Source organism: Alcaligenes sp. GCM10023179, assembly GCF_042653705.1.
Lineage (GTDB): Bacteria > Pseudomonadota > Gammaproteobacteria > Burkholderiales > Burkholderiaceae_B > Alcaligenes > Alcaligenes phenolicus.
Genome location: NZ_JBHSIQ010000006.1, coordinates 303,343 through 328,866, shown reverse-complemented (window position 1 = coordinate 328,866; position 25,524 = coordinate 303,343). Strand labels below are relative to the sequence as shown.

Sequence of the window (25,524 nt, the reverse complement as noted above, 5' to 3'; positions counted from 1 at the left end):
ACTTTCAATACAGGCCAGGCCCTGCTGATACATTGGAAATCCTTGGGAGTTAAGCCAGCCAGCGCTTGCGTCGTCGATAAAATTTATTGTCGCGAAAGCTCTTGCGCTCGCCCCCGGACACACCCAGATAGAACTCCTTGACGTCTTCGTTCTCGGCCAAGGCCTGGGAGGGTCCATCCATCATGACGCGGCCGTTTTCCAGGATGTAGCCGTAGTCGGCATACTTCAGGGCCACGTTGGTGTTTTGCTCGGCCAGCAAGAAGCTGACGCGCTCGCGCTGATTCAGGTCACGCACGATCTCGAAAATTTCTTCCACCACCTGCGGTGCCAGGCCCATGGAGGGTTCATCCAGCAAGATCATGCCCGGGTCGGCCATCAAGGCACGGCCAATGGCACACATTTGCTGCTCCCCGCCCGAGGTATAGCCGGCCTGACTGGTACGGCGCTGCTTCAGACGCGGAAAATACTGGTACACCTTGTCCAGCTCGGCGCTTAAATCGCCGCGTGACAAGGTACGGGTATAAGCCCCGGTCAGCAGATTCTCTTCAATGCTCAAGTGCGCAAAACAGTGGCGCCCTTCCATCACCTGCACCACGCCGCGCTTGACCAGATCAGCCGGAGTCAGTTGGTCAATACGTTCGCCACGCAGATGGATCTGGCCTTTGGTCACATCGCCGCGCTCGGCACGCAGCAAGTTCGATACGGCCCGCAAGGTCGTGGTTTTACCGGCACCGTTGGCGCCCAGCAAGGCAACAATCCGCCCTTCCGGCACGCGCAAGGACACACCCTTGAGCACCAGAATGACGTGGTTGTAAATCACTTCGATGCCATTGACGTCCAACAAGATGGGCGTCTCATCCACTTGGCCTACGGTCTCACTCATAATCTTCCCCACGCAATGCAGTGCCCAGGGCGAACCCTGGGCGCCTGGGTTTAGCCTTCGCAGGTGCGAGGCGTAATTTTCTTCTCGGCGGCGTATTTAGCCGACATTTCCTTGACTAAAGGATCGACAAACTTCTTGTCGGACTGATACCAGTCGGACACGACGTCGAACTTGCTGCCGTCCCACTGCACAATACGGGCCCAGTCATCACCCATGTGGTTGTTGCACGAGGTTTTGACGGGACGCATGATGCCTTCAAAGCCCAGCTCTTTCAGACGTGCTTCGTCCAGATTCAGGTTCTCGAAGCCCCAACGCACTTGCTCGGGGGTCATGTGCTGACCTTTACCGAACTTCTCTTGTGCGGTGCGAATCGCTTCAACCTGCATCATGGAAATCATCATGCCGCGGGTGTGAGCCAGCGTGCCGACGTACTTGTCACCGTTTTCAGCGCCTTTGCCTTTGGCGTGCATCTCGCGCACAGCGTCATGCACCGGACCGTCCCCAGCACTGTTGTGAATGGTGATGCCCTTGTAGCCCTTGGCGGTCTGGCCCAGATCGACCACATCGCTCTCGGAAGCTGCCCACCAGATGCCGTAGATCTTGTCGCGTGGGTAACCCACAGCCTGAGCTTCACGGATGGCGGTAGGCGTCATGATCCCGGCGCTCCACAGCAGGACGAAGTCAGGACGGTTCTTGCGCACTTGCAGCCAGGTGGATTTCTGTTCCACGCCAGGGGCGGTCACAGGGTACAGATCCAGCTTGAAGCCTTGTTCCTTGGCACGGGCCTGCAACAGGGCGATAGGCTCCTTGCCGTACGGCGAATCGTGATAAACCAGAGCAATGCGCTGGTCCTTCAGCTTGTCCTCGCCCACTTGCTTGGCGATGTCCTGGATCATGACGTCAGCCGCAGTCCAGTAGGTACCCAGCAGCGGGAAGTTCCACTCGAATACCGCACCGTTCGCCGAGTGCGACAGGCCGTAGCCCATGGTCTCAATGGTGACGCCATCCACAAAGGCCTTGTCGGTCAGGGCGAATGTAATGCCCGTGGACTGGGTGTCAAAACCAGACGCCCCCCCGTTCTTGCCTTTCATGCGCTCGTAGCACTCTACGCCGCGGTCCGTGGCGTACGCCGTTTCACACTCCTCGTATACCAGCTTGACGCCATTCACACCGCCGTCACGTTCATTGACCAGAGCCAGATAGTCCAGCTTGCCATCGGCCCATGGAATACCCAGTGGGGCAAAGGAGCCGGTGCGGTAGGTCAGCAAGGGAATGTACTGTTCCTCGGCTGCTACAGCGGCTGTACTCATGGTCAGCATTGCAGCGCAAGCACTCAAACCGAGCACAGCGCGTTTCAGTCGTGTTGTCATCTCCTGGTCCTCCGATAAGTACCATTTGTCTAAGTACCCCGTCCCGATTGGCGGGGCTGTTGTTGTAATGAACTGCCTACCTGCTGTTAATGGGGGAAGGGCCACAAGCGCAGCTTTTCCTTACCAATACTCCAGAGTCGAGCCAAACCGTGCGGCTCCACAATCAAGAAAAATACGATCAGGGCACCGAATACCATGTGTTCAATATGCGAGGCGGTATCCACGCCAATAGACACACCAAACCAGTGCGGCACGTTGGTCAGGAACACGGGCAGCAAGACCATGAACGCGGCACCGAAAAAGCTGCCTACGATCGAGCCCAGACCACCGATGATGACGATGAACAGCAACTGCAAGGAGCGGTTCAGGTCAAAGGCCAGCGGCTCCCAGGAACCCAGGTGCACAAAGGCCCACAAGGCACCGGCCACACCGATGATGAAAGAGCTGACGGCAAAGGCGGTGAGCTTGGCGTAGACCGGACGAATACCAATCACTTCTGCGGCCACGTCCATGTCACGAATAGCCATCCATTGGCGGCCAATCGCACCACGCACCAAATTCTTGGCCAGCAGAGCAAACACCACCACGAAGATCAGCACGAACAGGTACTTCTGCATGGGGGTTTGAACCGGCAAGCCAAAGGCGCTCAAGGCAGGCACCGACACGTTGCCCGAGGGCGAGTAGTTCGTGAAGAAGGCAATACGCAGGAAAGCCCAATCCACAAAGAACTGTGCGGCCAGGGTTGTGACGGCCAGGTACAAGCCACGGATACGCAAGCTGGGAATACCGAAAGCCACGCCCACCAAGGTGGCGAACACGCCGCCCAGCAGGATCTGCAGGACCAGTGGCAGCTCCGGAATACGGACACCAAAGTTCCAGGCGGCATACGCGCCCACAGCCATGAAAGCACCCGAACCGATGGAAATCTGGCCGCAATAGCCCACCAGAATGTTCAGGCCAATCGCTGCCAAAGACAGGATCAGAAAGGGGATCAGAATAGCTTGCAGGAAGTAGTTGGATGCCATGGCTGGCACCAGCAGGAATGCCACCAGCAACAAGCCCAACACCACATAGCGATCCTGGCGGATGGGAAAAATCTGCTGGTCAGCCCGATAGCTGCTTTTGAACTGACCATTTTCGCGGTAAATCATATCGACTCCACCTCAGACGCGATCAATAATCTTCTCGCCGAACAGACCTTGTGGTCGGAACAGCAAGAACACCAGGGCCAGCACATAAGCAAACCAGATCTCGATGCCGCCACCTACATAAGGGCCCAGGTACACCTCGGACACCTTCTCGCCCACACCAATAATCAGGCCACCCACAATAGCGCCGGGCACCGAGGTCAGACCACCCAGAATCACCACCGGCAAGGCGCGCAGCGCTGCGGTCGACAAGGTGAACTGCACCCCGTATTTGGAGCCCCAGATAATGCCGGCAACCAGAGCCACCAAACCGGCTACGGTCCAGACCACCACCCAGATACGGTTCAAGGGGATACCAATGGATTGCGCTGCCTGATGATCGTCCGCCACCGCACGCAGGGCGCGGCCCACGCTGGTGTATTGGAAGAAGATGGCCAGGGCCACAACCAGCAAGGCCGCCACCACGGCCGAGCTCAAGTCTTCCAGACTGACCAGAACACCGCCTTCAAACATGGACTCCAGAATGAAAGCCGGGTCTTTGGGCATGCCCACATCAATGGAATACACGGAGCTGCCAAACACGATCTGACCCAGACCGTCGAGCAGATAGCTGATACCGATCGTGGCCATCAGCAAGGTTGTGCCTTCCTGATTCACCAGATAGCGCAGCACCCAGCGCTCAATGACGACGGCCAGCACAAACATCAAGATGGCCGAGACAATGAAAGCCAGCACATTGCCCAGGATGCCCGGCTCCATGCCCAGCAACTGCGGAATCCACTGGGACAGACGGGCCATGGCCAGCGCGGCCACCAGCACCATAGCGCCCTGTGCAAAGTTAAAGACACCCGATGCTTTGAAGATCAGCACAAAGCCCAGCGCGACCAGGGCGTACAACATCCCGCTCATCAGGCCGCCCAGCAAAGTTTCAAGAAAAAATGCCATGTCCGTTCCCCTCAATGGCCAGCGCCAAGATAGGCGCGGATGACATCCGGATTTTGTCGTACTTCGTCCGGTACTCCGTCACCAATTTTCTTGCCATAGTCCAGGACCACCACACGGTCCGAAATATCCATGACCACACCCATATCGTGTTCAATCAAAACAATCGTGGTGCCGTACTCTTCGTTCACATCCAGAATGAAACGGCACATATCCTGCTTTTCTTCGATGTTCATGCCCGCCATGGGCTCATCCAGTAGCAGAATGCTCGGTTGCATCGCCAGTGCCCGCCCCAGGTCAACCCGCTTTTGCAGGCCGTAAGGCAAGCGTCCTACCGGCGTTTTGCGGTAGGCCTGGATTTCCAGAAAGTCGATGATGCCTTCCACATATTCACGGTTGCGAATCTCTTCACGCTCGGCACCGCCCAGTCGGAAAGCCTGGGCAAACACCCCGCTTTTCATGTGCAGATTGCGGCCGGTCATGATGTTGTCCAGCACACTCATGCCCTTGAACAGAGCCAGGTTCTGAAAGGTGCGGGCAATGCCCTGCTCGGCGGTGTGACGCGAGTTCATGCGGGCATAACTCTGGTCACGCAAGACAATCTCGCCTTGTTGTGGTGCATACACGCCATTGATGACGTTCAGCATGGAGCTTTTGCCTGCGCCGTTCGGGCCAATGATGGAGCGGATCTCGTGTTCACGGATGTTGAACGAGATGTCGGTCAGCGCTTTCACACCACCAAAGGACAGCGAAATATTCTTCAAATCCAGTACCACTGGGCCAATGCGACGGCCCGGCATTTGCGCCTCACTCATCATGCGCTCCTTGCTGCTGCGTCTGTCATGCGCTCAATGTGCAGGTCTGCCGAAATGCGACCGCTGCGCCCATCCTCAAACTTCACTTCTGTCTCCACAAACTGCCTGTCCAGGCCATTGAACAGGGCGTCGACCAGAACCTTGTACTTTTGCGCGATAAAGCCGCGACGTACTTTGCGGGTACGGGTCAGTTCATCGTCATCGGGGTCCAGCTCTTTATGCAGAATCAGGAAGGCACTGATGCGCGATCCGGCCAGCTTGGGATCATTAGCCAGATCAGCATTGACCTGAGCCACACAATCCCGAATCAGGGCATAGACCTCGGGTTTGCCGGCCAGATCGGTGTAACCGGCATAGGGCAGGTTGCGACGCTCGGCCCAGTTGCCCACGGCTTCCAGATCAATATTGATAAAGGCACACACTTCCTCCTGACCATCGCCAAAAGCCACGGCTTCCTTGATGAAGGGGAAAAACTTGAGCTTGTTCTCGATGTACTTGGGTGCAAACAAGGAGCCATCGGCCAGTTTGCCCACGTCCTTGGCACGGTCGATGATCTTTAGCTGACCATCGGTGTCCAGATAACCGGCATCACCCGTGTGGTACCAGCCGTCCTCGGTAAAGGACTCGGCGGTGGACTCGGGGTTGCGGTAGTACTCCTTGAACAGGCCGGGGCTGCGCACCTGAATTTCACCGTTATCGGCCACACGAATTTCCACGCCTTTCACAGGTGGGCCTACGGTGTCGGCACGCACATGGCCGTCTTCCTGGACGCAGACGAATACCGAGGTCTCGGTAGCGCCATAGAGCTGCTTCAGGTTGATGCCAATGGAACGGTAAAAGTCGAACAGATCGGGTCCGATGGCTTCACCAGCGGTATAGGCCACACGCACGCGGCTCATGCCCAAGGCATTACGCAAGGGGCCGTAGATCAGGATATTGCCCAGGCCATAGCACAGGCGATCCCACATCCCCACGCCGGGACGCTTGTCCAGAATCTTCACACCCACACGATGCGCCAGAGACATGAAACGCTTGTACAAGGCGCGCTTCAGGGCACCGGCATCTTCCATGCGGATAGTCACTTGCGTGAGCAAGCCTTCCAGCACGCGGGGAGGCGCAAAGTAATAGGTCGGGCCAATATCATGCAGGTCGATGGACACGGTTTCGGGTGACTCAGGGTGATTCACCGTAAAGCCCGTGACCAGGAACTGCGTGTAGGAAAACATGTTCTGCCCGATCCAGGCGGGAGGCAGATAAGCCAGCACTTCCTCGGCATCGGTCAGCGATTCCAGTTCCTGAATGGCCAGGCCACGATCCACCAGAGCGCCGTGAGTCAGCACCACCCCCTTGGGCTTGCCGGTGGTGCCGGAGGTGTAGAACATGGCGGCAGCATGGTCAGGCGTAATAGCCTTCCAGATACGTCGCACACAGTCCGGATCCCGCGCCAATTGCAGGCGGCCCTGCTCCATGACCTGCTCGATGTATTGCAGCTGCTCTTGCTGATAATTGCGCAGACCGCGTGGGTCGTCATAGATCAGCGCATCCAGATCGGGGCACTGATCCCAGACTTCCAGCAGCTTGTCGACCTGCTCCTGGTCCTCGACCACGGCCACGCGTATGCTGGCATCCAGCAATACGTGCAGCATTTCCTGGGCTACCGCATCCTGATACAAAGGCACGGGCACAGCGCCCAGCATTTGCGCCGCCATCATGGCCAGGTACAGGCGCGGGCGGTTTTCACCGATCACCGCGACGTGCTGACCGTCTTTGACACCCAGCCCGGCCAGGCCCGCAGCCAGTTGCTCGGCCTGTTCGGCCAGCTCCTGCCACGTCCAGGTCTGCCAGATTCCCAGGTCTTTTTCGCGCATGGCAACTTTGTTGCCGCGCACCTGGGCATGGTGTTCTATCCAGGCTGGGAAGGTGCCGGGTAAACCCGCTACCTGCTCTTTATCCATCCGCACAACCATGTCTCCTCCGAATTTTCCCGGCTTGTTATGGTCCAGGAGGCTGCTTATGATTGCGGCAGAAGGCAGATGTTATGCCCTCAAGCTATTTGCAGCCTGTTAATAATCAAGTTATCGGCTGCCCGTCCCGAAGATTGTCACGGACATGACATTCGACCTTTATCGAGGGTTAATCCTCATGCATGTTGTAGATGCTTTATCGGAGCGAGCCGCCTGGTTTCGCTTGTTGACACCCGAGCTGCAAGAGCGTGTCCGCCGCGACACACTGATCACCGCATACGAGGCCGGGGCCATCGTCGAACGCAAGGGAGAACGCGCCACCGCGTGGATTGGCGTGCTCTCGGGTTTGCTCAAAGTGTCGGTAGGAAATTCCGAAGGCAAGATCGCTTCCATGACCGGGGTACCTGCCGGTGGCTGGATAGGCGAAGGCTCCTTGCTGAAAAACGAAGAGCGCAAATACGATGTGGTCGCCTTGCGCGACAGCCAGGTGGCCCGCTTGCCCGTACACAGTTTTAACGATTTGCTGGACCAGAGCATTGCTTTCAACCGCTACCTCCTGCATCAGCTCAATGAACGTGTGGCGCAATTTATCGGCAAGGCGGAATACAACAGCCTGTCTACCCCCGATGCCCGCGTGGCACGCTGTCTGGCAGAGCTGTTCAACCCGCTGCTCTACCCCGGAAAAGGTCTGCGCCTGGACATTACCCAGGAAGAGATCGGCTACCTGGCGCGTGTGTCGCGCCAACGAGCCAACCAGGCCCTGCGCCAACTGGAAAACGAAGGGCTGTTGTTGATCAAGTATGGTGGCGTCCAGGTGCTGGACCTGGACGGCCTGAAACGTTACGGCGATGAATATGCCGCCTGATTATGCGGCCACTGTGGGCCGCATCAAGGTCAATCCATACGGATGCCCGCACGCTCGATAACCGTGGCCCATTCAGCCCGTTCACGCTGGGCGTAAGCCTGGAATTCATCGGGCGTCATGGGCATGGGTTCCACCCCCATCTCGCGAATACGCTGGTCCAGCTCGGGCGTTTTCAGGGCCTGCATCAAGTCCTGGCTCAAGCGTTGACGGGCGCCTTCGTCCATCTTGGGTGGGCCCACCAAACCTTGCCAGGCATAGGCATAGAAGTCGGCAATACCCGCTTCGGCCATGGTTGGCACATCAGGCAACAGACTGCTACGCTCGGGCGTGGCAACCGCCAGCACTCGCAGTTTGCCGGCCTTGATGTTGGATAGCGCTGCGGCGGAATCCACAAAGGACATATCCACCTGGCCGCCCAGCAAATCCTGAATGGCGGGTGCAGCTCCCTTGTAAGGAACGTGCACGATCTTGGTATCCGTGCGCTGCTTGAACATCTCCAGAGCCAAATGGTGTGGAGAGCCACTGCCAGCGGACGAGGACGTCAGCTTTTCAGGTTGTTTACGCGCTGCTTCCAGCAGATCGGCCACGGTTTTATAGGGCGACTCCTGTGGCACTGCCAGCATCAGGGGGAAGCGGGCCAGACCGCCCACATAGGTGAAGGCAGCCGGGTCGTATTGCAGCTTGCTGTACAAAGAGGAGTTAAAGGCCAGCGTGCCTGAATCAGCCGTGCCTACGGTATAGCCATCGGGCTTGGCATTGCTGACGTAGGTTGCGCCAATAATGGTGGCGGCCCCCGGTTTGTTTTCCACAATCAAGGTCTGGCCCAGGCTGCTTTCCAGCTGCTTGGCGACCAGCCGGGCAATCACATCTGAACCGCCACCTGCGGGATAAGGGACTACCCAGGTGACGGCAGACTGGGGCCAGTCTGCTGCCAAGGCCGTTCCTGTCAGGCTGGCGCTTAGCAACAGCACACCGGCTCCAAAGTTCTTCCAATGCATGATGTCTCCTCCATGCGTGTAGACAGCGCTTTTGGCGCTATTTTTTTAAGTTTTAAGCATCCCGTCCGGGATGCGCAGAGACATTATGCGCGGACAGCCCTGCACAGGGCATTAGTAACGATGCGGATATCGATTAGCTGTAATCGCGTGCGCCAAACAGGGCCGAACCCACTCGCACTTCAGTGGAACCTTCCTGAATCGCCAGCTCGAAATCCCCGCTCATGCCCATGGACAGGCCTTGCACCTGTTCATGGCCCAACTCCACCAGACGATCGCGCCACTGGCGCAGGCTGGCAAAGCAGGCGCGAACTGCCTGGGGGTCATCGCTATTGACGGCCATGGTCATCAGACCGCGGACCTTCAAGGTATCGAGCGAACGCAGGGACTGCATGAAAGCGGGCAGTTCTTCAGGTGCCAAACCAAATTTGCTGGGCTCGGGCGAGGTCTTGACCTGGATCAGCACGTCCAGGCTACGCTGCTCGTGTTGCAGGTGTCGATCCAGGGCCTGAGCCAGGGACAAACGGTCCAAAGACTGTACTTCGCTGGCTAAGCGTGCAATATCTTTGGCCTTATTGCTCTGCAGATGGCCTATCATCACCCACTGCACCGCGCGATCGGCCAGCTCTGCCTGCTTGTCTCGAATCTCCTGAACCTTGTTCTCGCCCATTCGCGACAGGCCCAAATCCAGGGCTTGAGCCAGCACGGGCACAGGAAAGGTTTTGCTTACCGGTAAAAGAGCCACCGCATCCGCAGGGCGGCCGGCCTGCAAGCAAGCCTGTTCGATACGTTGGCGCAATTGCGCCAAGCGACCAGAAAGGGAAGAGTCAGAAGAAGCCATCAATGCACACGCACCCAGATAAAACCATCGCAAACGCTGCAAACACAACAGCGGCCATTTCCGATAGCATAACTGTTGCACACGGCCACCGCTAAGCCCATCCACAGCGTGTTTGCCAGGTTCTGCGTCTGTGCGCAATCACACGTCTTCACTGTGTACTCGTATCCCGTTTCCCCAACCTTATCGAGGAGCTCATGACAGATCGTCCCACCCATGCTTTGCCGTCATACCTGAACGCCGACGACGTCGGCCCGTGGGGTATTTATCTCGAACAAGTGGAGCGAGTCACTCCGTATCTGGGCAAACTGTCCCGATGGGTTGAAACACTCAAGCGCCCCAAGCGCACGCTGATTGTAGACGTACCCATTGAACTGGATAACGGCACCGTGGCCCACTTCGAGGGCTACCGCGTTCAGCACAATACTTCCCGTGGCCCAGGCAAGGGCGGCGTGCGCTACCACCAGGATGTCACCCTGTCCGAAGTGATGGCTCTGGCTGCCTGGATGTCGATCAAATCGGCTGCCGTGAACCTGCCATTTGGCGGTGCCAAGGGCGGTATTCGTATCGACCCGCGCAACCACTCCCAGGCCGAACTGGAGCGCATCACCCGCCGCTACACCAGCGAAATCGGTGTGATTATTGGCCCCAACAAGGACATTCCAGCCCCGGACGTGAACACCAACGCCCAGACCATGGCCTGGATGATGGACACCTACTCCATGAATGTCGGTGGCACCAGCACCGGCGTGGTCACCGGCAAGCCTGTCTCCCTGGGCGGTAGCCTGGGCCGTGTGGAAGCCACTGGCCGCGGCGTGTATACCGTGGGTTGTGAAGCGGCCCGCGACGCCGGTATCGACCTGAATGGCGCCCGCGTCATTGTGCAAGGCTTCGGTAACGTGGGTGGGACCGCTGCCCGCCTGTTCCAGGAAGCCGGTGCCAAGGTGCTGGCCGTACAGGATCACACCGGCACGGTATACAACCCCAACGGTCTGGACGTACTGGCCTTGCTGAACCACATGGAACAGCACAAAGGTCTGGCCGGAGCGCCCAATGCCGAGGCCATTTCCAACGAAGACTTCTGGCATATCGAAACCGATCTGCTGATCCCGGCCGCTCTGGAGGGTCAGATCAACAAGAACAATGCCGACCGCATCCGCGCCCGCATCGTGATCGAAGGCGCCAACGGCCCCACCACCCCGGAAGCCGACGACATCCTGAACGACAAGGGCGTGACCATTGTTCCGGACGTGGTGGCCAACGCCGGTGGCGTGACCGTGTCCTACTTCGAGTGGGTCCAGGACTTCTCCAGCTTCTTCTGGACCGAGGACGAGATCAACAACCGTCTGGAAATGATGATGCGCTCGGCCTACACCACGGTGGCGGCGGTTGCCAAAGAGCACAACGTCACCTTGCGTACGGCTGCCTTTATCGTAGGTTGCGCCCGCATTCTGGAATCTCGTCAGGTACGCGGCCTGTATCCATAAGGTCATAAGGCGGCGTACCCGGTTTATGCCGCTTTTTATGAGCAAAATACAGCGCTTGTGCAAAAAAAACAGGGGGAAAGCGGTAGAATCGGGGCATCCAGGATATGACACCCGTATGAAACCCTTACCCCCTTTCTCTTTGACCGCAAGGACGTTGCTGTGAATAACAATGACCTGAACGCGGCGGTCCAGGTACGCGACATCCACAAACGCTTTGGCACCAACGAGGTGCTCAAGGGCATTTCCCTGCAAGCTCACAAGGGCGACGTGCTCTCCATTATTGGAGCCTCCGGCTCGGGCAAAAGTACCCTGCTGCGCTGCATTAACCATCTGGTCGTCCCCGATCAGGGCGAAATCCAGATCGGCAATGACATTTTGCGCAGCCATCGCAATCGCAAGGGCATTTGCCAGACAGACAATCCGCGCCTGTTGGAACAAGTCCGCGCCCGCTTGGGGATGGTGTTTCAGAACTTCAATCTGTGGTCGCACCGCACGGTGCTGCAAAACGTCACCGAAGGCCCCATCCATGTCAAAGGCCGCCCGGCCCGTGAAGCGGCGGAATACGCCCGCGAACTGCTGGGCAAGGTGGGCCTGAGCAACAAATGCGATGCCTACCCGGCCGAACTGTCCGGTGGTCAGCAGCAGCGCGTGGCCATTGCCCGTGCGCTGGCCATGGACCCGGATGTCTTGCTGTTTGACGAACCGACTTCGGCGCTGGACCCGGAAATGGTGGGCGAAGTTCTGCGTGTGATTCGCCAACTGGCCCAGGAAGGCCGCACCATGATCCTGGTCACCCACGAAATGAATTTTGCGCGTGACGTCTCTTCCGAGACCATTTTCATGCACAACGGCCTGATTGAAGAACGTGGCCATCCCAAAGATCTGTTCGATAGGCCACAATCCGAGCGTCTACAGCAGTTTCTACAACCAATGCAGTAAGATCATCGCTTCGTGAATACGACACCGGCTGGAAAACCAGCAGGGCCAATACGGCTCTGACCAGCCTATCCACAAAGGAGAGCCAGACCATGAGTTTCCTCAGCAAGACCCTGATCTGTGCCAGCCTGGCCCTGTTGGGCTCCCAGGCTGCAATGGCAGACACCCTGAAAATCGGTACCGAAGGCGGTTACCCACCATGGAGCATGGTGGACGCAGCCGGTAAAGTCACCGGCTTTGACGCCGACGTGGGCGCTGCCCTGTGCAAGGAGCTGAACAGCGATTGCAAATTCATCGTGCAAGCCTTTGACAGCCTGATTCCTTCGCTGGATGCCAAACGCTTTGACTTGATCATCTCGGGCATGTCCTACACCCCCGAGCGTGCCAAGCGCGTGAATTTCAGTATTCCTTACGCCGTTGAAGACGCCATTTTCGTTCTGCCCAAGAACAGTGAACTGGTCGGTGCCGACAACGAACAAGCTATTTTTGATGGTCTGGCTGGCAAAACCATTGGCGTTCAAGGTGGCACCACTCACGGCGCTTTCCTGTCCAAGAAAGCCCCCAAGACCACCGTCAAGAACTACGAGACCCTGGACCAGATGCAAATCGATCTGGACGCCGGTCGTCTGAACGGCACCTTTGCCGACCTGACCTCCCAGTCCAAATTCCTGCATAAAGTCGGCGAGGACAACTTTGCCCTGTCCAAGCTGGTCATCAAAGGCTCTTCCGACCCTGAAACTCTGGGTTATGGCATTGCCGTCGGTATTCACAAAGACAATGCAGAACTGAAAGCCAAGGTTGACGCTGCCCTGTGCAAGCTGATCGACGATGGCACCGTCAAGACCGCCAGCGAAAAGTGGTTTGACATCGACATCGCCAACTACGAGATCTGCAAGAAATAAGTCGAGAAGTACCACTTGATGCTAGAGACCATTTTTAATGTGCTGCGCGAAGGCTGGGGCTGGATGTTCCTTCGCGGAGCAGCAATGACCTTGCTGATCTCCGTTTTGGGCATGGCCCTGGGCGTAGTCATTGGGATTACAGGAGCCAGCATCAAGACCAACGGGCCACGCTGGCTGCGTGGCCCCGTTAGCCTGTACACCACGGTTGTTCGCAGTATCCCCGAGCTGCTCATCATCTACCTACTGTTTTTTGGCTCGGTCCAAGTCGTCTCCGATCTGGCCGATTTCATGCGCATGGAAGATGTGATGACGCGCTGGTTCCCCGCACTGGTCGGCATTTTGGCCATTGGCCTGATTGCAGGCTCGTACAGCGTGGAAGTGTTTCGCGGTGCCTTGCAAGCCATTCCCGAAGGCCAGATCGAGGCCGCCAAAGCCATTGGCATGTCCCCCTGGCAGCGCCTGCGCCGCATTATCCTGCCGCAAATGTTCTGGTACGCCCTGCCCGGCGCCAATAACGTCTGGCAAACCGCACTGAAAGACACGGCTCTGATCTCCCTGGTGGGTCTGGTCGAGATCATGCGGGCCGCGACCCTGGGAGCCGCCAACACGCGCGAACCCATGGCCATGTACCTGATTGCAGGCGTGCTTTATTTTCTGATTGGTGCCTGTAGTCAGGCCCTGTTTTTGCTGGCCGAACGCTATACCGGCAAAGGCATGAGAGCCCAGGCATGATTGATCTGGAATTATTCAATACCACCGTCGAAACCCTGTTCAAAGGGTTTGGCATGAGCGTGTATATCGGCCTGTGGGGCATTGTGCTGTCGCTGTTCATCGGCCTGTCACTGGCCCTGATGCGCCAGTCTCATAGTCGCATTTTGCGCAGCTTTGCCTTTAGCTACAGCACGGTATTTCGTGGCACCCCATTGCTGGTGCAGTTGTTCCTGCTGTACTACGGTGTGGGCACCCTGAGTTTTGTAAAGGACTCACCCACGTTGTGGTGGCTGTTCAGCGACGGCATGCGCTGCGCGATTCTGGCCATTGGCCTGAACAGTGGCGCCTACGTCAGTGAAGTCTTCCGGGGCGGTTTTCAGGCTGTGCCAGTGGGCCAGATCGAGGCAGCCAAGTCCATCGGCATGTCCGCCTGGATGCGCTTTCGTCGCGTGGCGTTTCCTTTGGCGATTCGCCAGGCCTTGCCCGCATACAGCAATGAAATTGTGCTGGCCATCAAAGGCACCAGTCTGGCCTCGACCATTGCCGTCATGGACCTGACCGGTCATGCCAAACGCTTGATGAACCAGAACTACGCCATCATCGAGACCTTTGTTATTGCGGGTCTGCTGTACCTGCTGATCAACTTTACCCTGCTATCGGTGGTGCACCTGGTCGAGCGCTGGTTGAAAGTGCGCCGTTAAACCGGCGCCACCCCAGGCTCTCCGCACCCCCTAGCGCAACAACTGGACGCGGAGCACCCTCACATGCCGACTCGCCCCAAACTGGCCCTGGTAGGCACCGGCGGCACGATTGCCGCCACAACCCAATCCAATCTTGGTCTGACGGACTACGACATCACCCAGGGCGTAGAAACGCTATTGCAAGCCGTGCCCGGTATCACCGAGCTGGCCGATCTGGAATGCCATCAGATTTTCAACGTGGACAGCCGGGCCATGGGCTCGCTGATGCTGCTGGAGCTGTCCCACAAGCTCAATGCTCTGCTCGCACGACCGGACATCAACGGCGCGGTCATTACCCACGGCACCGATACGCTGGAAGAAAGCGCTTTTTTCCTGCACCTGACCCTGAAAACCGACAAGCCTGTGGTCATGGTCGCGGCCATGCGCCCGGCTTCGGCCTTGAGTGCCGACGGTCCACTGAATCTGTATCAGGCCGTGCAAGTAGCCTGCTCTTCGCTGGCACAGGATCAAGGTGTACTGGTACTGCTGAACGACCAGATACACAGCGCCCGTTTCCTGAGCAAACAACACACCACTCAGACCAGCGCCTTCGGTTCACCCGATGCCGGCCCCTTGGGTCTGGTTGCAGGCGGGCAGCCGCGTTTCATGATGCGTACGCTGCTGCCCCATACGCACAGCAGCCTGTTCGATGTGCGCTCTTTGCACAGCCTTCCTAAAGTGCAGATTTTTTACGATCACCCCGATACTTTGGCCGAACTGTACCGCCACGCAGCACAAAGCGGTGTGCAAGGCATTGTGGTGGCGGCGACTGGCAACGGCAGCCTGACCCCCGGAGCCTTGGAAGGTGTCAGCCGGGCACACCGACTAGGCGTGGTGTGTGTGCGGGCTTCTCGCATCCATGCAGGACCTGTGACAGACAGTGCGTATGACCAGGATCACAACACCATTGCCGCGCATTACTTGCCTGCTCAAAAGGCCCGAATTTTATTAATGCTGTGTCTGGCTGCTCAACTGGAGCACGATGAGATAGAGGCGGCTTTCCGCAACTATTAAGGTTCGGGCTTTCGCCGTCGTCCCTTGGACTAGCTGGCTAGATAAAGGGCACCAGCAGCAAGACTGGCTGTGGCTGTGGCTGTTCGACAATAGCGTACTCAAGCGCAATGCCAATAGGCTCAAGCCAATTCCAGCTGCCGCTGACTGCTGAAGCGTCTTTGCTCACCCGTTATGGGGTCCACAAAGGCAATGTGCCGAGCCAGCAACTGCAAGGGCTGGCTGAAATCGTCCGCGTCACGCTCCGGCAAAAGCTCAGGGTAGAACACATCATTGATAATAGGTGCCCCCAGGCTGCTCAAATGCACGCGTAACTGGTGCTTGCGGCCACTTTTGGGACGCAGGCGGTACAAGGCCAGCTCCTGACCCTGCTCATCCTGCCAGTGGCGTTCGCAAATAATTTCGGTGCTGCTATTGGCCTCGCCCTCAACCTCACACATGACAAACTTGCCGGGCACTTCTTTCATGCAGCTGCTGTACAGCAGCCCATTTGCCAGCTTTTCCTGAAACGGCGCGACCGCTTCATATTCTTTCTCGATCCCGCCCTGCTGAAACAGGGACTGGTAGGCCCCGCGAGCCGCAGGATCACGACAAAACAGCAAGATACCCGCCGTTTCCCTGTCCAGCCTGTGAATGGGGCTGATGCCATCCTCTCCGAAGTCCCGCCGCAGACGAGTCAGCGCGGTTTCGTACAAGTAGCGACCGCCCGGCGTTGTAGCCAGAAAGTGCGGCTTGTCCACAGCAATCAGACGCTCATCCGCGTATAGAACGGGCATATCGAAAGGGACGACCGCTTCGTTTTCCACCATGCGGAAGTACCATAACCAACGATCGGGCTGATAAGGCGAACCAAAATGTTGCGGCACCCCGTCCTGATCCAGAATGTCGCCTCGTGCCAGCCTGTCCAACAGAATCTCGGGGCTGACATGGGGGAAGCGTTCCAGCAAGAACTCCTCCAGCAAGTTCCAGTGCCCGCGCGGGCACCATACTTTGCTGGGGCTGACCCCACCGCGCGAAGGGACAGGCGGCGCACTTGTTGTTGGTGTCATTACAAAAACCAAATAGAAAATGGCCCGCTATTGCAGCGGGCCAGACATCCAGAGCCATCAGTGTACTACCAGCCACCCTCAGGGCGGCTGGCTCGCTCAGCTCTGGACTGCAGCTTGTGGGATGGCATCAAGACGCATCCGCCGGCCTTGCCTTAGCCACAGCCAGAGCAAAATCAGGAACGCGGGAATATAGACCCAAAACTCGGACGGTCGATCTGGATGAGGCACTTTCACCTCCAGAATATCCCAGCCCTGCTCCCACCCGGCTCTAAGCGCTGAACTGCCAAAAGCGACCGATGCCACTTGCGCCGTATCTCCAAAAGCCATCACCGTCAGCCCTGCCTGAGACAAGCGCTTGCTGGCCGCTGCCAAGCCGGTCGCCTCATCTCCTTGCGGCAAGCCGGGCAATGATACAGCCACTGTTTTCTGCAAGTCTTTACCCTCCAGATTCATCCCCGCTAGTTGCACCACCAGATTGCCTCCGTCCGGCGTGTTCTGAACAATCTGCATCAATTCTGATGGGGGACGACTCTGATACTTTTCGCTGATATGGTCCATGAACCAATCGGGTCGGAACAGCATGAACGTCACCAACAAGAGCAAGACTGTCTCCAGCCAGCTTGTTTTGATGCGCAGCCATCCCATGGTTGCCGCTGCAAATGTCAGGGAAGCCACGGTCGCACCCACCACGACCATAATCAACTCCCAGACACTATGTATGCCAATCAACAAGAGCATGGGATTGAAGATGAACATGAAGGGCAGCACGGCTGTACGCATGGCATAGGTCACGCCCTGCACCCCTGTCTTGATCGGGTCCTCCCCTGAAATGGCAGCGGCTGCAAAAGTGGCCAAGCCCACAGGCGGGGTGATGTCCGCCATGATCCCGTAATAAAACACGAACATATGGACGGCAATCAGCGGAATGATCATGCCGCTTTGCGCCCCCAGCTCCACCACCACCGGCGCCATCAAGGTAGCCATCAGAATGTAGTTGGCAGTGGTAGGCATACCCAGGCCCAAAACCAGACACACCGCAGCGGTAAAAAACAGCATGACCAGCACATTGCCCATGGAGACCAGCTCCACAAAGGCTGTCATGCGCAGGCCCAGACCCGTCAAGGTGATAGCACCCACAATCAAGCCGGCCGTCCCGCAAGCAATACCGATGCCCACCATATTGCGGGCACCTTCCTGCAACCCCACCCAGACTTCACTGACGCCTTGGCGCAATGGCTGAGCCGTCGCCTGCTTGCGGAACCAGGCAATGATGGGACGCTGGGTTGCCATCTGGAACAACATGGCCACAACGGCCCAGAAGGCCGACAGGCCCGCGGACATCACTTCTACCGTCAGGCACCAGACCAAAATGCCGATAGGGATCAGAAAATACAAACCGGCTCGCACCGTTGGCCAAGGCTCGGGGCGCACCGGTGTGTTGACATTGATATCGGTGGGCAGGTCCTCGTGGTCTGCGGCCACTTTCAGCAAGAACACGTACAGCACCAGCAGCAGGAACAACAGGATCCAGATAGCGGCGGCACCAGCTACCGCCTGAACCCCTACGCCTATCCAGTACACCAGTCCCATCACAATCAAGGTGCCCGCCGTACCCATGCCCCAGCCGGCTAGCTTCTGCATGAACGTTCTGGGTTTGCCCGATGCCATCATCGGTTGTATTCCCAGCTTGAGCGCTTCCAGATGCACGATATAAAACAACGCGATATACGAAATGACCGCGGGCAGCAGCGCATGCCGAATGATGTCGGTATAGGGAATGCCAACATACTCAATCATCAGGAAGGCCGCCGCTCCCATGACAGGCGGCATGATCTGGCCATTGACGGAAGACGCCGTTTCAATGGCCCCGGCCCGAATACCGCCGTAACCGGCTTTCTTCATCAGGGGAATCGTGAAAATACCGCCCGTCACCACATTAGCAACGGAGGAAGCAGACACAATGCCATTCACCGCCGAGGACACCACGGCAACCTTGGCAGGCCCCCCACGCAAATGCCCCAGCAAGGCAAACGAGACCTGCATCATGTAATTGCCCGCCCCGCAACGATCCAGCAAGGAGCCCAGCAATACAAAAATAAAGATATAAGAAACCGAAACGCCCAGTGCGACCCCATAAACCCCTTCGGTAGTCAGCCACATATGCGAGACCAGGCGCTGCAATGAAGCACCGCGATGAGACAGCGCATCCGGCAACCAGGGGCCGAGAAAAATATAAGCGATAAAGATCAGTGCCAACACGGCCATCGGCGCGCCCAAAGAGCGACGTGTAGCCTCCAGCAACAACACCAGGCCAACACTGGCCACGACCACATCCATTGTGGTCGGGATGCCGGGGCGCATGGCCAGTTCTTTATAGAAAAAGAACAAATATGAGCCGCAAAAAGCAGCGATCAGGGCCAGGACCCAGTCATGAATTGGAATACGATCCCGAGCCGACGTTTTGCGTGCAGGGAAAGCCAGATAGGCCAGAAACATGGCAATGCCCAAATGCAAGGCACGCGCCTCAGTGTCATTGAAAATGCCCAGATTCAGGGCAAAGGGCAGCGGGGAAGCGTACCAAAGCTGAAACAAGGACCAGCCTATGGCCGCCAGAAACAAAACCATGCCCGCTGCGCCCGCAACAGTGCGCCCGCCCCTGTCTACGTCTGCAACCAGCTTTTCCAGTTCTGCCGTTTCATCCTGTGTCAGGGCAACGTCCGGCCCCATTTTCTTCTGTTCTTGTTGTGTCATTTGCATATGTCTCCAGGAAAGTCTGGTTTGAAGCGCCGATGCAGCCGGGTCAAACGACCAAGCACCGATCACCTGGGCCAGGCAGCCCAGGAACTCCAAACCAGAAGCAAGACCACTGCCGGTGCGGTGGCACTTGCGACCAGGCCAGCGTAGCCAGCCTGGCCAATATCAGGCCGCCTTACAGCAGCCCTTTTTCCTTGAAGTACTTTTCAGCCCCTTTGTGCAAAGGAGCAGACAGACCGTTCTTGACCATGTCTTCTTTTTTCAGGTTTGCCAATGCAGGATGCAAACGCTTGAAATCATCAAAGTTGTCGAACACGGCTTTGACGACGTTATAAACGGACTCTTCAGGGACATCCTCCGACGTCACAAAAGTCGCTAAAACACCGTAAGTTTGGACATCGTCTGGGTTGTTGGGGTACAGACCACCCGGAATGACGGCCTTGGCATAGTAAGGATAGGTTTCGACCAGTTTTTCTACAGCAGGCCCCGTCAGAGGAACCAGCTTGGCGCCACAAGATGTGGTCGGGTCCTGAATATTGGCCGAAGGGTGCCCGACTCCATAGATGAACCCATCAATCTTGCCATCACACAGGGCTGGACCATGTTCGTCCGGGCGCAGTTCGGAGGCCAGCGAGAAAAAGCTGTTATCCAGGCCCATTGCCTGCAACAACTGATCCATCGATGCTCGTGTGCCCGAACCCGGATTGCCTACGTTAAACCGTTTGCCCTTGAAGTCGTCAAAGGTACTGATATTGGCTTCTTTGCGCGACAACACCGTAAAGGGTTCGGGATGGATGGAAAACACCGAGCGCAGCTTGGTGTAGGCACCGCCGTCCTTGAACTGCCCTTCGCCGTTATAGGCGTTGTAGCCCACGTCGGACTGCACCACCCCCAGATCCAGTTCGCCCGCCTTGATGGTATTGACGTTAAACACCGAACCGCCGGTAGACTCGACAGAGCATCGCACGCCATCGGTCCCACGGTCTTTATTCACCAACCGGCAAATAGCTCCGCCGGCCGCGTAATACACCCCTGTCACCCCACCCGTTCCAATGCTGACAAATTTTTGCTGGGCACTGGCCGGCAAAGGGCTCAATAACATGGCACATAAAGCGGCGGCTGTGCTTGATGCCAACACCAGTTTCTTACCTGTTTTCTTTGCAGTGTGCTTCATCTTTTGTCTCCCTTGGGGTGGACCCCATTTGAATTGCCGGAATGTCCGGTTTACTTTCTATCGTGGTGCTCAAGGCGGATTGGTGACAGCAACATCACCATCCTGCCAATAAATCTCCTGACGGCGAAATGAGGACTCCAGCTGCGCAAGACGCTCTACCACTGTCTTGCCGCCCTGTGCAGCGATACGAGCCAGCAGATGTTCGGCTACGGTCACAGGCCCTACCAAGGAATGAAAAAAGCTGGCCATGGGCTGCTTGCCCGTATGAGGATCAAACAGCAATACATGCTTGGCACCTTGTGCAATGGGTGACAAGACGCTATCGGTCAGGGCCACCACGGTCGTGCCACGCTCCACCGCAGAGCGAACGCTGTTCACGACGGCCTTCACATACGGAGCCTGGCTGATCACAAGCAGCACGCCACCACTTTCCAGGCCAGTCTCCAGCTCCACCAATACATCTGCGGCACGGTTAAGCAACACCCCGTTGCCACACATCAGTTGATAGGCGTAATGCATCTGGAAGGCGCAGGCAAAGCTGGCGCCCGCTCCTAGAAAGCCAACCTTGGGTGCCGCCAGAATGGCTTTGGCACACGCATCCAGGCTACCTGCCGGATTAAGCCGAAGGACAGACTCCACCGCTGCCTCCTGCTGCTGGCCCAAGGCCTGGGTCTGCTGTTCGGCAGCGCGACTACCTTGCAAGGATTGAGCCCGCGAAGCCATGGTGTCGTCATTGCGATGCAAGGCTTGTTGAAACGGCGCCCGGAAACGATCGTAGCTGTCATAACCGGCAGCCCGTGCCAAACGCAGCATCGTGGCGGGAGCCACTGACAAGGCCTGAGCTTGCCTGCGCATGGACCAAAGGCTGACCTCAACAGGATGGCGCTCCACCCACTGGGCAGCCCGAAGCAACTCAGGCGTCAATTCTGGCAAAATGCGTTGCAGTCGCAGCAAAGGTTCCATTCGGCTTCCATCGACGTTCTGCTGGAAATAAAACGAATGGTAATCTGAACCGACTAAAAAAAAACAAGTGTTTTCCTAGGGTTTGCCCGCAAACTATCTGGCACGTAACCACTTGTTTGTCGGTGAAATGCGCCCAACCAGCTTCTGCCGTCAACGCTGCCGAGCTAGCGTATATCAAAAAAATCGTAGCGTTTGTCTGTGTAAGAACGCTGGATATCTACCTGCTCGACCTGGGCCTGTTCAGGGCCGATATGCAGCCAGCTAACCATCTGGTCAATCGCATCCGTACTGCCCTGCAACACCAATTCGACCGAGCCGTTGGCCGCGTTACTGACCCAACCTTTGACGCCGTATAGATGAGCATGGCGTAGCGCACTTGCCCGAAACCCCACCCCCTGCACCCGGCCTTTAACACACACTTCTACCGTTTCACAATCCGCCATTAGCCTGCTCCCTGCTATTTGTGCCCGAAATGTGGCAGCATCCGCCCCGCATCTCAATATTCAGTTAAATTAGTCGCATCATTGTTGCATGACCGCACCCGCCCCCGCTTACCTGCTTTGTGCAGCCTCTACCCTATGAATTTGCCCCGCCTTTTTACTCTATCGCTGCGCAGGGCAATGTACGTGCTAGGCATGCTGGCCGCTCTGGGGTTCGTCGCCCCCGCCGCCCATGCTGCACCGCATTCCCAGCAGCATATTGTGCGCGTGGGTATTTACGAAAACCCACCCAAACTGCTGCTGGACAGCCAAGCCAGGCCCGGCGGCATCATGGGCGAACTCCTGCTGGAGATTGCCAAGCGTGAAGGCTGGACTCTGGAAGCCGTGCAATGCGACTGGCAGCAATGCTTGAATGCCCTGCAAAATGACTTGCTGGATATTGTGCCCGGCCTGGCTTATTCCCCTGAGCGCGCCGCCCTGTACAGCTTTCACAGTCGCGCCGTGCTGGAGGACTGGTCTCAGATCTTCACGGGTAAAACCACCCATATCGGTGCACTGAACGACTTGAATGGCAAGCGCATTGCTGTCATGAGCGGAACTCTGCAACTAACCCAGCTCTACAATATTTTGCAGAAACTGGAGCTGGGTTCCAAGCTGGTCATTACTGATTCCCAATACAACGCCCTGAAACTGGTCCAAAGCAAACAGGCCGACGCGGCCGTAGTCGGCCATTTGTTTGGGGTGCGTCACGCGGGCGAGCACGGCCTGAAAACCGCCCCCATCAGGCTGGAGCCGACCAATACCTACTTTGTCACGGCCAAGGACCGCCACCTGGACCTGCTGGCCGCCATTGATACCCACATCAAGCAATGGCAAGACAACAACGACCCGTTTTACACAGAAACACTGAACCAATGGGGCCTGCGCCTGATCGAGAAACCGACCAAGCCCTGGATTATCCCCGCCTTGCTGACACTGGGTGTCTTGCTGACCATTGCCCTGCTGACCGTCACCCTGATGCGCATTGGCCTGCGTCGTCAGCGCAAGAAACTGGTCCGTACCGAACACCATCTGCATACGGTACTGGATGCGATTGATGCGTACGTTTACATCAAGGACGATCAGTTTCGTTATCAGTACGCCAACCGCAAGCTGTGCGAAGACCTGAACTACACGACCGTCAGCATTGTGGGCAAAACCGACCAGGATTTGTACGCTAACAAGCAGACTATTAACGAGTTTCGCCATAACGACGAGCAGGTGCTGTACAGCGGTGAACGCCTGGCCGTGGAAGAAGTGGTACGCGACCGGAAAGGCGATATACGCGCGACATTCTTTTCCATCAAAATGCCGGTCAAAGACCCCGAGACCCGGCAGACCAGTCTGTACTGTATCTCCACGAATATCTCGGCCCTGAAAGCCACGCAGTCAGAGAACTACCGGCTGGCTTTCTATGACCCGCTCACCGAGCTGCCCAACCGCCGCCTGCTGCTGCAGCGTCTGGAACGTCACCTGCAGACCATAGAACCGTACAAACGACCCGGTGCGCTGTACTTCCTGGATCTGGACCGCTTCAAGCACATTAACGATGCACGAGGACACGCGATTGGCGATGCCTTGCTGCGCAAAGTCGCGCGCCGTCTGTCCTTGATGATTGATCCCCAGGACATCGTGGCCCGCCTGGGCGGAGACGAATTCGTCATCCTGAAAATCCTGCATCCCGGCACTGTGCGTGACTGCTACAAGGAGGCCCTGGAGTTTGCCGAACTGGTACGCACCCGTCTGGAAGAGCCCTACAGCATCGAAGGCCACTCCTACCTGAGTAGCAGCAGTATCGGCCTGGCCCTGATCACCGACAGCACCCTGACCTCTGAGGACCTGATGCGTCAGGCCGACACCGCCATGTATCGCTCCAAGGAGAATGGCCGCAACCAGATCACCTTGTACGAACCTGGCATGCAAGAGGCGCTTGAAGAACACCTGAGCCTACAGCACGACCTGCGATTTGCCATTGGTTCGGATCAGTTGCGCCTGTTTGTCCAATCCCAGTACGACAAGCAAAACCGCATCAGCGGAGCCGAAGTGCTGCTGCGCTGGCTGCACCCGACACGCGGCATGCTGACACCCAACCTTTTTATTCCGCTGGCCGAAAGCACGGACTTGATCACCCCCTTGGGCGACTGGATCATGGCATCCGTCTGTGATCTGCTGCTACAGACCCAGGAATGCAGCTTCCCCATTTCCATCAACGTCAGCCCGATTCAGTTCCGTCGACCCGACTTTGCCCGCCGTACACGCCAGATCCTGGAGAGCAGCGGCGCTCCCGCCCACCGCCTGATCTTTGAAATTACCGAAGGCGTGCTGATGGAGGACTTTGCCTCTGCCAACAGCATGATGCGAGAGCTGAAAGACCTGGGCATCCGCTTTTCCATGGACGACTTTGGCACAGGCTACTCTAACCTGGCCGCCATCCGCCGCCTGCCTCTGTACGAGCTGAAAATGGACCGCAGCCTGATTCTGGGCGTACCCATGGAACAGGAAGCCAACGCCATTGTGCGCACCGTTCTGGCGATGGCAAGACAGCTAGGCCTGCATGTCGTGGCCGAGGGTGTGGAAAACGAGCAGCAAAAAGAATTTCTGCTGCGTCGCGGCTGCCATGCATTGCAAGGCTATCTGTTCAGCGCACCGCAGTTGGTGGAGCAGTGGCTGGAGCTTATTGAGCAGGATGATGGCGCTCAACCATAAAAGCCATCGACCGCACTAAACCAGCCTCAACGCCCTTCAGCCAGTTCAAAAACTCAACCCCAGGCGAAACAGCAAATAGGCCAAGAATAACGTCAATATTTGCATATCGTATAGCGATCATATACACTATACAAATGATTAAGAGCTTCCGACACAAGGGTCTTCAGGCTTACTTTGAAACCGGCTCCAAATCCGGCATTCAAGCCAAGCATGCTGTTCGCCTTCAGATTCAGTTAACGGCCCTGCACTCTGCTACTCAAGCGGAAGATATGAACGCCCCCGGATGGAAGCTCCACAAGTTATCTGGCAAAAACCCCAAAGGCCAATCTGTACAAGATCACTACACAATATCGGTTAGCGGAAACTGGCGTCTAACCTTTTACTTTGAAGGCGAAGACGCTGTTTTGGTGGACTACCAGGACTATCACTAGGAAAACATTATGCGTATGCACAACCCATCCCACCCCGGCCCAGTCTTGCGGGAATACTTGGGCGAACTCAGTGTCACTGAGGCGGCATCCCGCCTTGGCGTAACGCGTGCAGCCTTATCGCGCATTCTCAATGGTTCTGCCGGTATTTCGGCAGACATGGCCTTACGCCTGCGCGACGCCCTTGGAACCAGTGCCGAAATGTGGATCAACATGCAGTCCCACTACGATCTTTGGCAGGCAGAGCAAAAGCCAAGGCCCAAAGTCGTGTCCTTTCATGGACCTGCTCATGCCTGAGCGACGACGCGCGGAATAAACAATAAATCGATGTGAGCTACACGGCGTACTCGGACGCCATGTGCTT

At 57.1% G+C, this 25,524-nt stretch carries 23 protein-coding genes; 10 read left to right on the top strand and 13 right to left on the bottom strand.

Features of this window, described 5'->3' with window-relative positions; translation table 11 throughout:
* Window positions 1-49 precede the first annotated feature (49 nt).
* From ACFPDR_RS18520 to ACFPDR_RS18495, 6 genes are all read right to left on the bottom strand, one after another.
* A complete protein-coding gene (locus ACFPDR_RS18520) occupies window positions 50-883 on the bottom strand; it encodes an ABC transporter ATP-binding protein (RefSeq protein ID WP_035268554.1) in 834 nt (277 codons plus the stop codon).
* Window positions 884-933: 50 nt separating this feature from the next.
* Window positions 934-2,202, bottom strand: coding sequence for an ABC transporter substrate-binding protein (locus tag ACFPDR_RS18515; protein WP_009460132.1), 1,269 nt, complete (start codon window positions 2,200-2,202; stop codon window positions 934-936).
* A gap of 137 nt (window positions 2,203-2,339) precedes the next feature.
* Complete coding sequence (locus tag ACFPDR_RS18510; protein ID WP_009460133.1) at window positions 2,340-3,404, bottom strand: branched-chain amino acid ABC transporter permease; 1,065 nt, start codon at window positions 3,402-3,404, stop codon at window positions 2,340-2,342.
* 12 nt (window positions 3,405-3,416) lie between these two features.
* A complete protein-coding gene (locus ACFPDR_RS18505) occupies window positions 3,417-4,346 on the bottom strand; it encodes a branched-chain amino acid ABC transporter permease (RefSeq protein ID WP_009460134.1) in 930 nt (309 codons plus the stop codon).
* Window positions 4,347-4,357: 11 nt separating this feature from the next.
* Window positions 4,358-5,143: an ABC transporter ATP-binding protein gene (locus ACFPDR_RS18500; protein ID WP_009460135.1), complete on the bottom strand. Its 786-nt coding sequence runs from the start codon at window positions 5,141-5,143 to the stop codon at window positions 4,358-4,360.
* A 14-nt stretch (window positions 5,144-5,157) separates the two neighbouring features.
* The gene (locus ACFPDR_RS18495) at window positions 5,158-7,125 is read right to left on the bottom strand and encodes an AMP-dependent synthetase/ligase (RefSeq protein WP_052159208.1); all 1,968 of its coding nucleotides are present in this window, start codon (window positions 7,123-7,125) and stop codon (window positions 5,158-5,160) included.
* 175 nt (window positions 7,126-7,300) lie between these two features.
* Between ACFPDR_RS18495 and ACFPDR_RS18490 the strand changes: the two genes are divergently transcribed.
* Entirely contained in the window at window positions 7,301-7,987 is a 687-nt protein-coding gene (locus ACFPDR_RS18490) for a Crp/Fnr family transcriptional regulator (RefSeq protein ID WP_009460136.1), read from the top strand.
* A gap of 29 nt (window positions 7,988-8,016) precedes the next feature.
* Here ACFPDR_RS18490 and ACFPDR_RS18485 read toward each other — a convergent pair whose 3' ends face one another.
* Window positions 8,017-8,985, bottom strand: a complete 969-nt coding sequence (locus tag ACFPDR_RS18485) for a Bug family tripartite tricarboxylate transporter substrate binding protein (protein ID WP_009460137.1) — start codon at window positions 8,983-8,985, stop codon at window positions 8,017-8,019.
* A gap of 133 nt (window positions 8,986-9,118) precedes the next feature.
* Window positions 9,119-9,823, bottom strand: coding sequence for a YggS family pyridoxal phosphate-dependent enzyme (locus ACFPDR_RS18480; protein WP_170978573.1), 705 nt, complete (start codon window positions 9,821-9,823; stop codon window positions 9,119-9,121).
* A 194-nt stretch (window positions 9,824-10,017) separates the two neighbouring features.
* Here ACFPDR_RS18480 and ACFPDR_RS18475 point away from each other — a divergent pair, with 194 nt between their 5' ends.
* From ACFPDR_RS18475 to ACFPDR_RS18450, 6 genes are all read left to right on the top strand, one after another.
* A complete protein-coding gene (locus ACFPDR_RS18475) occupies window positions 10,018-11,307 on the top strand; it encodes a Glu/Leu/Phe/Val family dehydrogenase (RefSeq protein WP_026483801.1) in 1,290 nt (429 codons plus the stop codon).
* A gap of 159 nt (window positions 11,308-11,466) precedes the next feature.
* The gene (locus tag ACFPDR_RS18470; protein WP_009460150.1) at window positions 11,467-12,246 is read left to right on the top strand and encodes an ABC transporter ATP-binding protein; all 780 of its coding nucleotides are present in this window, start codon (window positions 11,467-11,469) and stop codon (window positions 12,244-12,246) included.
* A gap of 89 nt (window positions 12,247-12,335) precedes the next feature.
* The gene (locus ACFPDR_RS18465; protein ID WP_009460151.1) at window positions 12,336-13,145 is read left to right on the top strand and encodes a transporter substrate-binding domain-containing protein; all 810 of its coding nucleotides are present in this window, start codon (window positions 12,336-12,338) and stop codon (window positions 13,143-13,145) included.
* An 18-nt stretch (window positions 13,146-13,163) separates the two neighbouring features.
* Window positions 13,164-13,877, top strand: a complete 714-nt coding sequence (locus ACFPDR_RS18460; RefSeq protein WP_009460152.1) for an ABC transporter permease — start codon at window positions 13,164-13,166, stop codon at window positions 13,875-13,877.
* Window positions 13,874-14,557: an ABC transporter permease gene (locus ACFPDR_RS18455; RefSeq protein WP_021447100.1), complete on the top strand. Its 684-nt coding sequence runs from the start codon at window positions 13,874-13,876 to the stop codon at window positions 14,555-14,557. The genes ACFPDR_RS18460 and ACFPDR_RS18455 overlap by 4 nt, the downstream gene beginning before the upstream one ends.
* Before the next feature lie 63 nt (window positions 14,558-14,620).
* On the top strand, window positions 14,621-15,610 hold the full coding sequence (locus ACFPDR_RS18450; protein WP_060186534.1) for an asparaginase: 990 nt from the start codon (window positions 14,621-14,623) through the stop codon (window positions 15,608-15,610).
* Window positions 15,611-15,729: 119 nt separating this feature from the next.
* On the opposite strand, the gene ACFPDR_RS18445 is transcribed toward ACFPDR_RS18450, so the two are convergent.
* From ACFPDR_RS18445 to ACFPDR_RS18425, 5 genes are all read right to left on the bottom strand, one after another.
* Window positions 15,730-16,656 carry a pseudouridine synthase gene (locus ACFPDR_RS18445; protein ID WP_060186535.1) on the bottom strand — a complete coding sequence of 309 codons (927 nt, stop codon included), beginning with the start codon at window positions 16,654-16,656 and terminating at the stop codon, window positions 15,730-15,732.
* Between the two features lie 96 nt (window positions 16,657-16,752).
* Window positions 16,753-19,383 (bottom strand): TRAP transporter permease, encoded by a 2,631-nt coding sequence (locus tag ACFPDR_RS18440; RefSeq protein ID WP_376911755.1) that lies wholly within the window; start codon window positions 19,381-19,383, stop codon window positions 16,753-16,755.
* Between the two features lie 202 nt (window positions 19,384-19,585).
* Window positions 19,586-20,584, bottom strand: a complete 999-nt coding sequence (locus ACFPDR_RS18435) for a TAXI family TRAP transporter solute-binding subunit (protein WP_009460158.1) — start codon at window positions 20,582-20,584, stop codon at window positions 19,586-19,588.
* Between the two features lie 69 nt (window positions 20,585-20,653).
* Window positions 20,654-21,547, bottom strand: coding sequence for a MurR/RpiR family transcriptional regulator (locus ACFPDR_RS18430; RefSeq protein ID WP_026483806.1), 894 nt, complete (start codon window positions 21,545-21,547; stop codon window positions 20,654-20,656).
* A gap of 164 nt (window positions 21,548-21,711) precedes the next feature.
* Window positions 21,712-21,990, bottom strand: coding sequence for an acylphosphatase (locus ACFPDR_RS18425; protein WP_009460160.1), 279 nt, complete (start codon window positions 21,988-21,990; stop codon window positions 21,712-21,714).
* A gap of 177 nt (window positions 21,991-22,167) precedes the next feature.
* On the opposite strand from ACFPDR_RS18425, the gene ACFPDR_RS18420 reads away from it, so the two are divergent.
* The 3 genes from ACFPDR_RS18420 (at window position 22,168) to ACFPDR_RS18410 (ending at window position 25,457) form a co-directional block, all read left to right on the top strand.
* Complete coding sequence (locus ACFPDR_RS18420; RefSeq protein ID WP_321217648.1) at window positions 22,168-24,732, top strand: EAL domain-containing protein; 2,565 nt, start codon at window positions 22,168-22,170, stop codon at window positions 24,730-24,732.
* Window positions 24,733-24,866: 134 nt separating this feature from the next.
* A complete protein-coding gene (locus ACFPDR_RS18415) occupies window positions 24,867-25,163 on the top strand; it encodes a type II toxin-antitoxin system RelE/ParE family toxin (RefSeq protein WP_035268575.1) in 297 nt (98 codons plus the stop codon).
* A 9-nt stretch (window positions 25,164-25,172) separates the two neighbouring features.
* Window positions 25,173-25,457, top strand: coding sequence for a HigA family addiction module antitoxin (locus tag ACFPDR_RS18410; protein ID WP_026483809.1), 285 nt, complete (start codon window positions 25,173-25,175; stop codon window positions 25,455-25,457).
* Window positions 25,458-25,524: the final 67 nt, after the last annotated feature.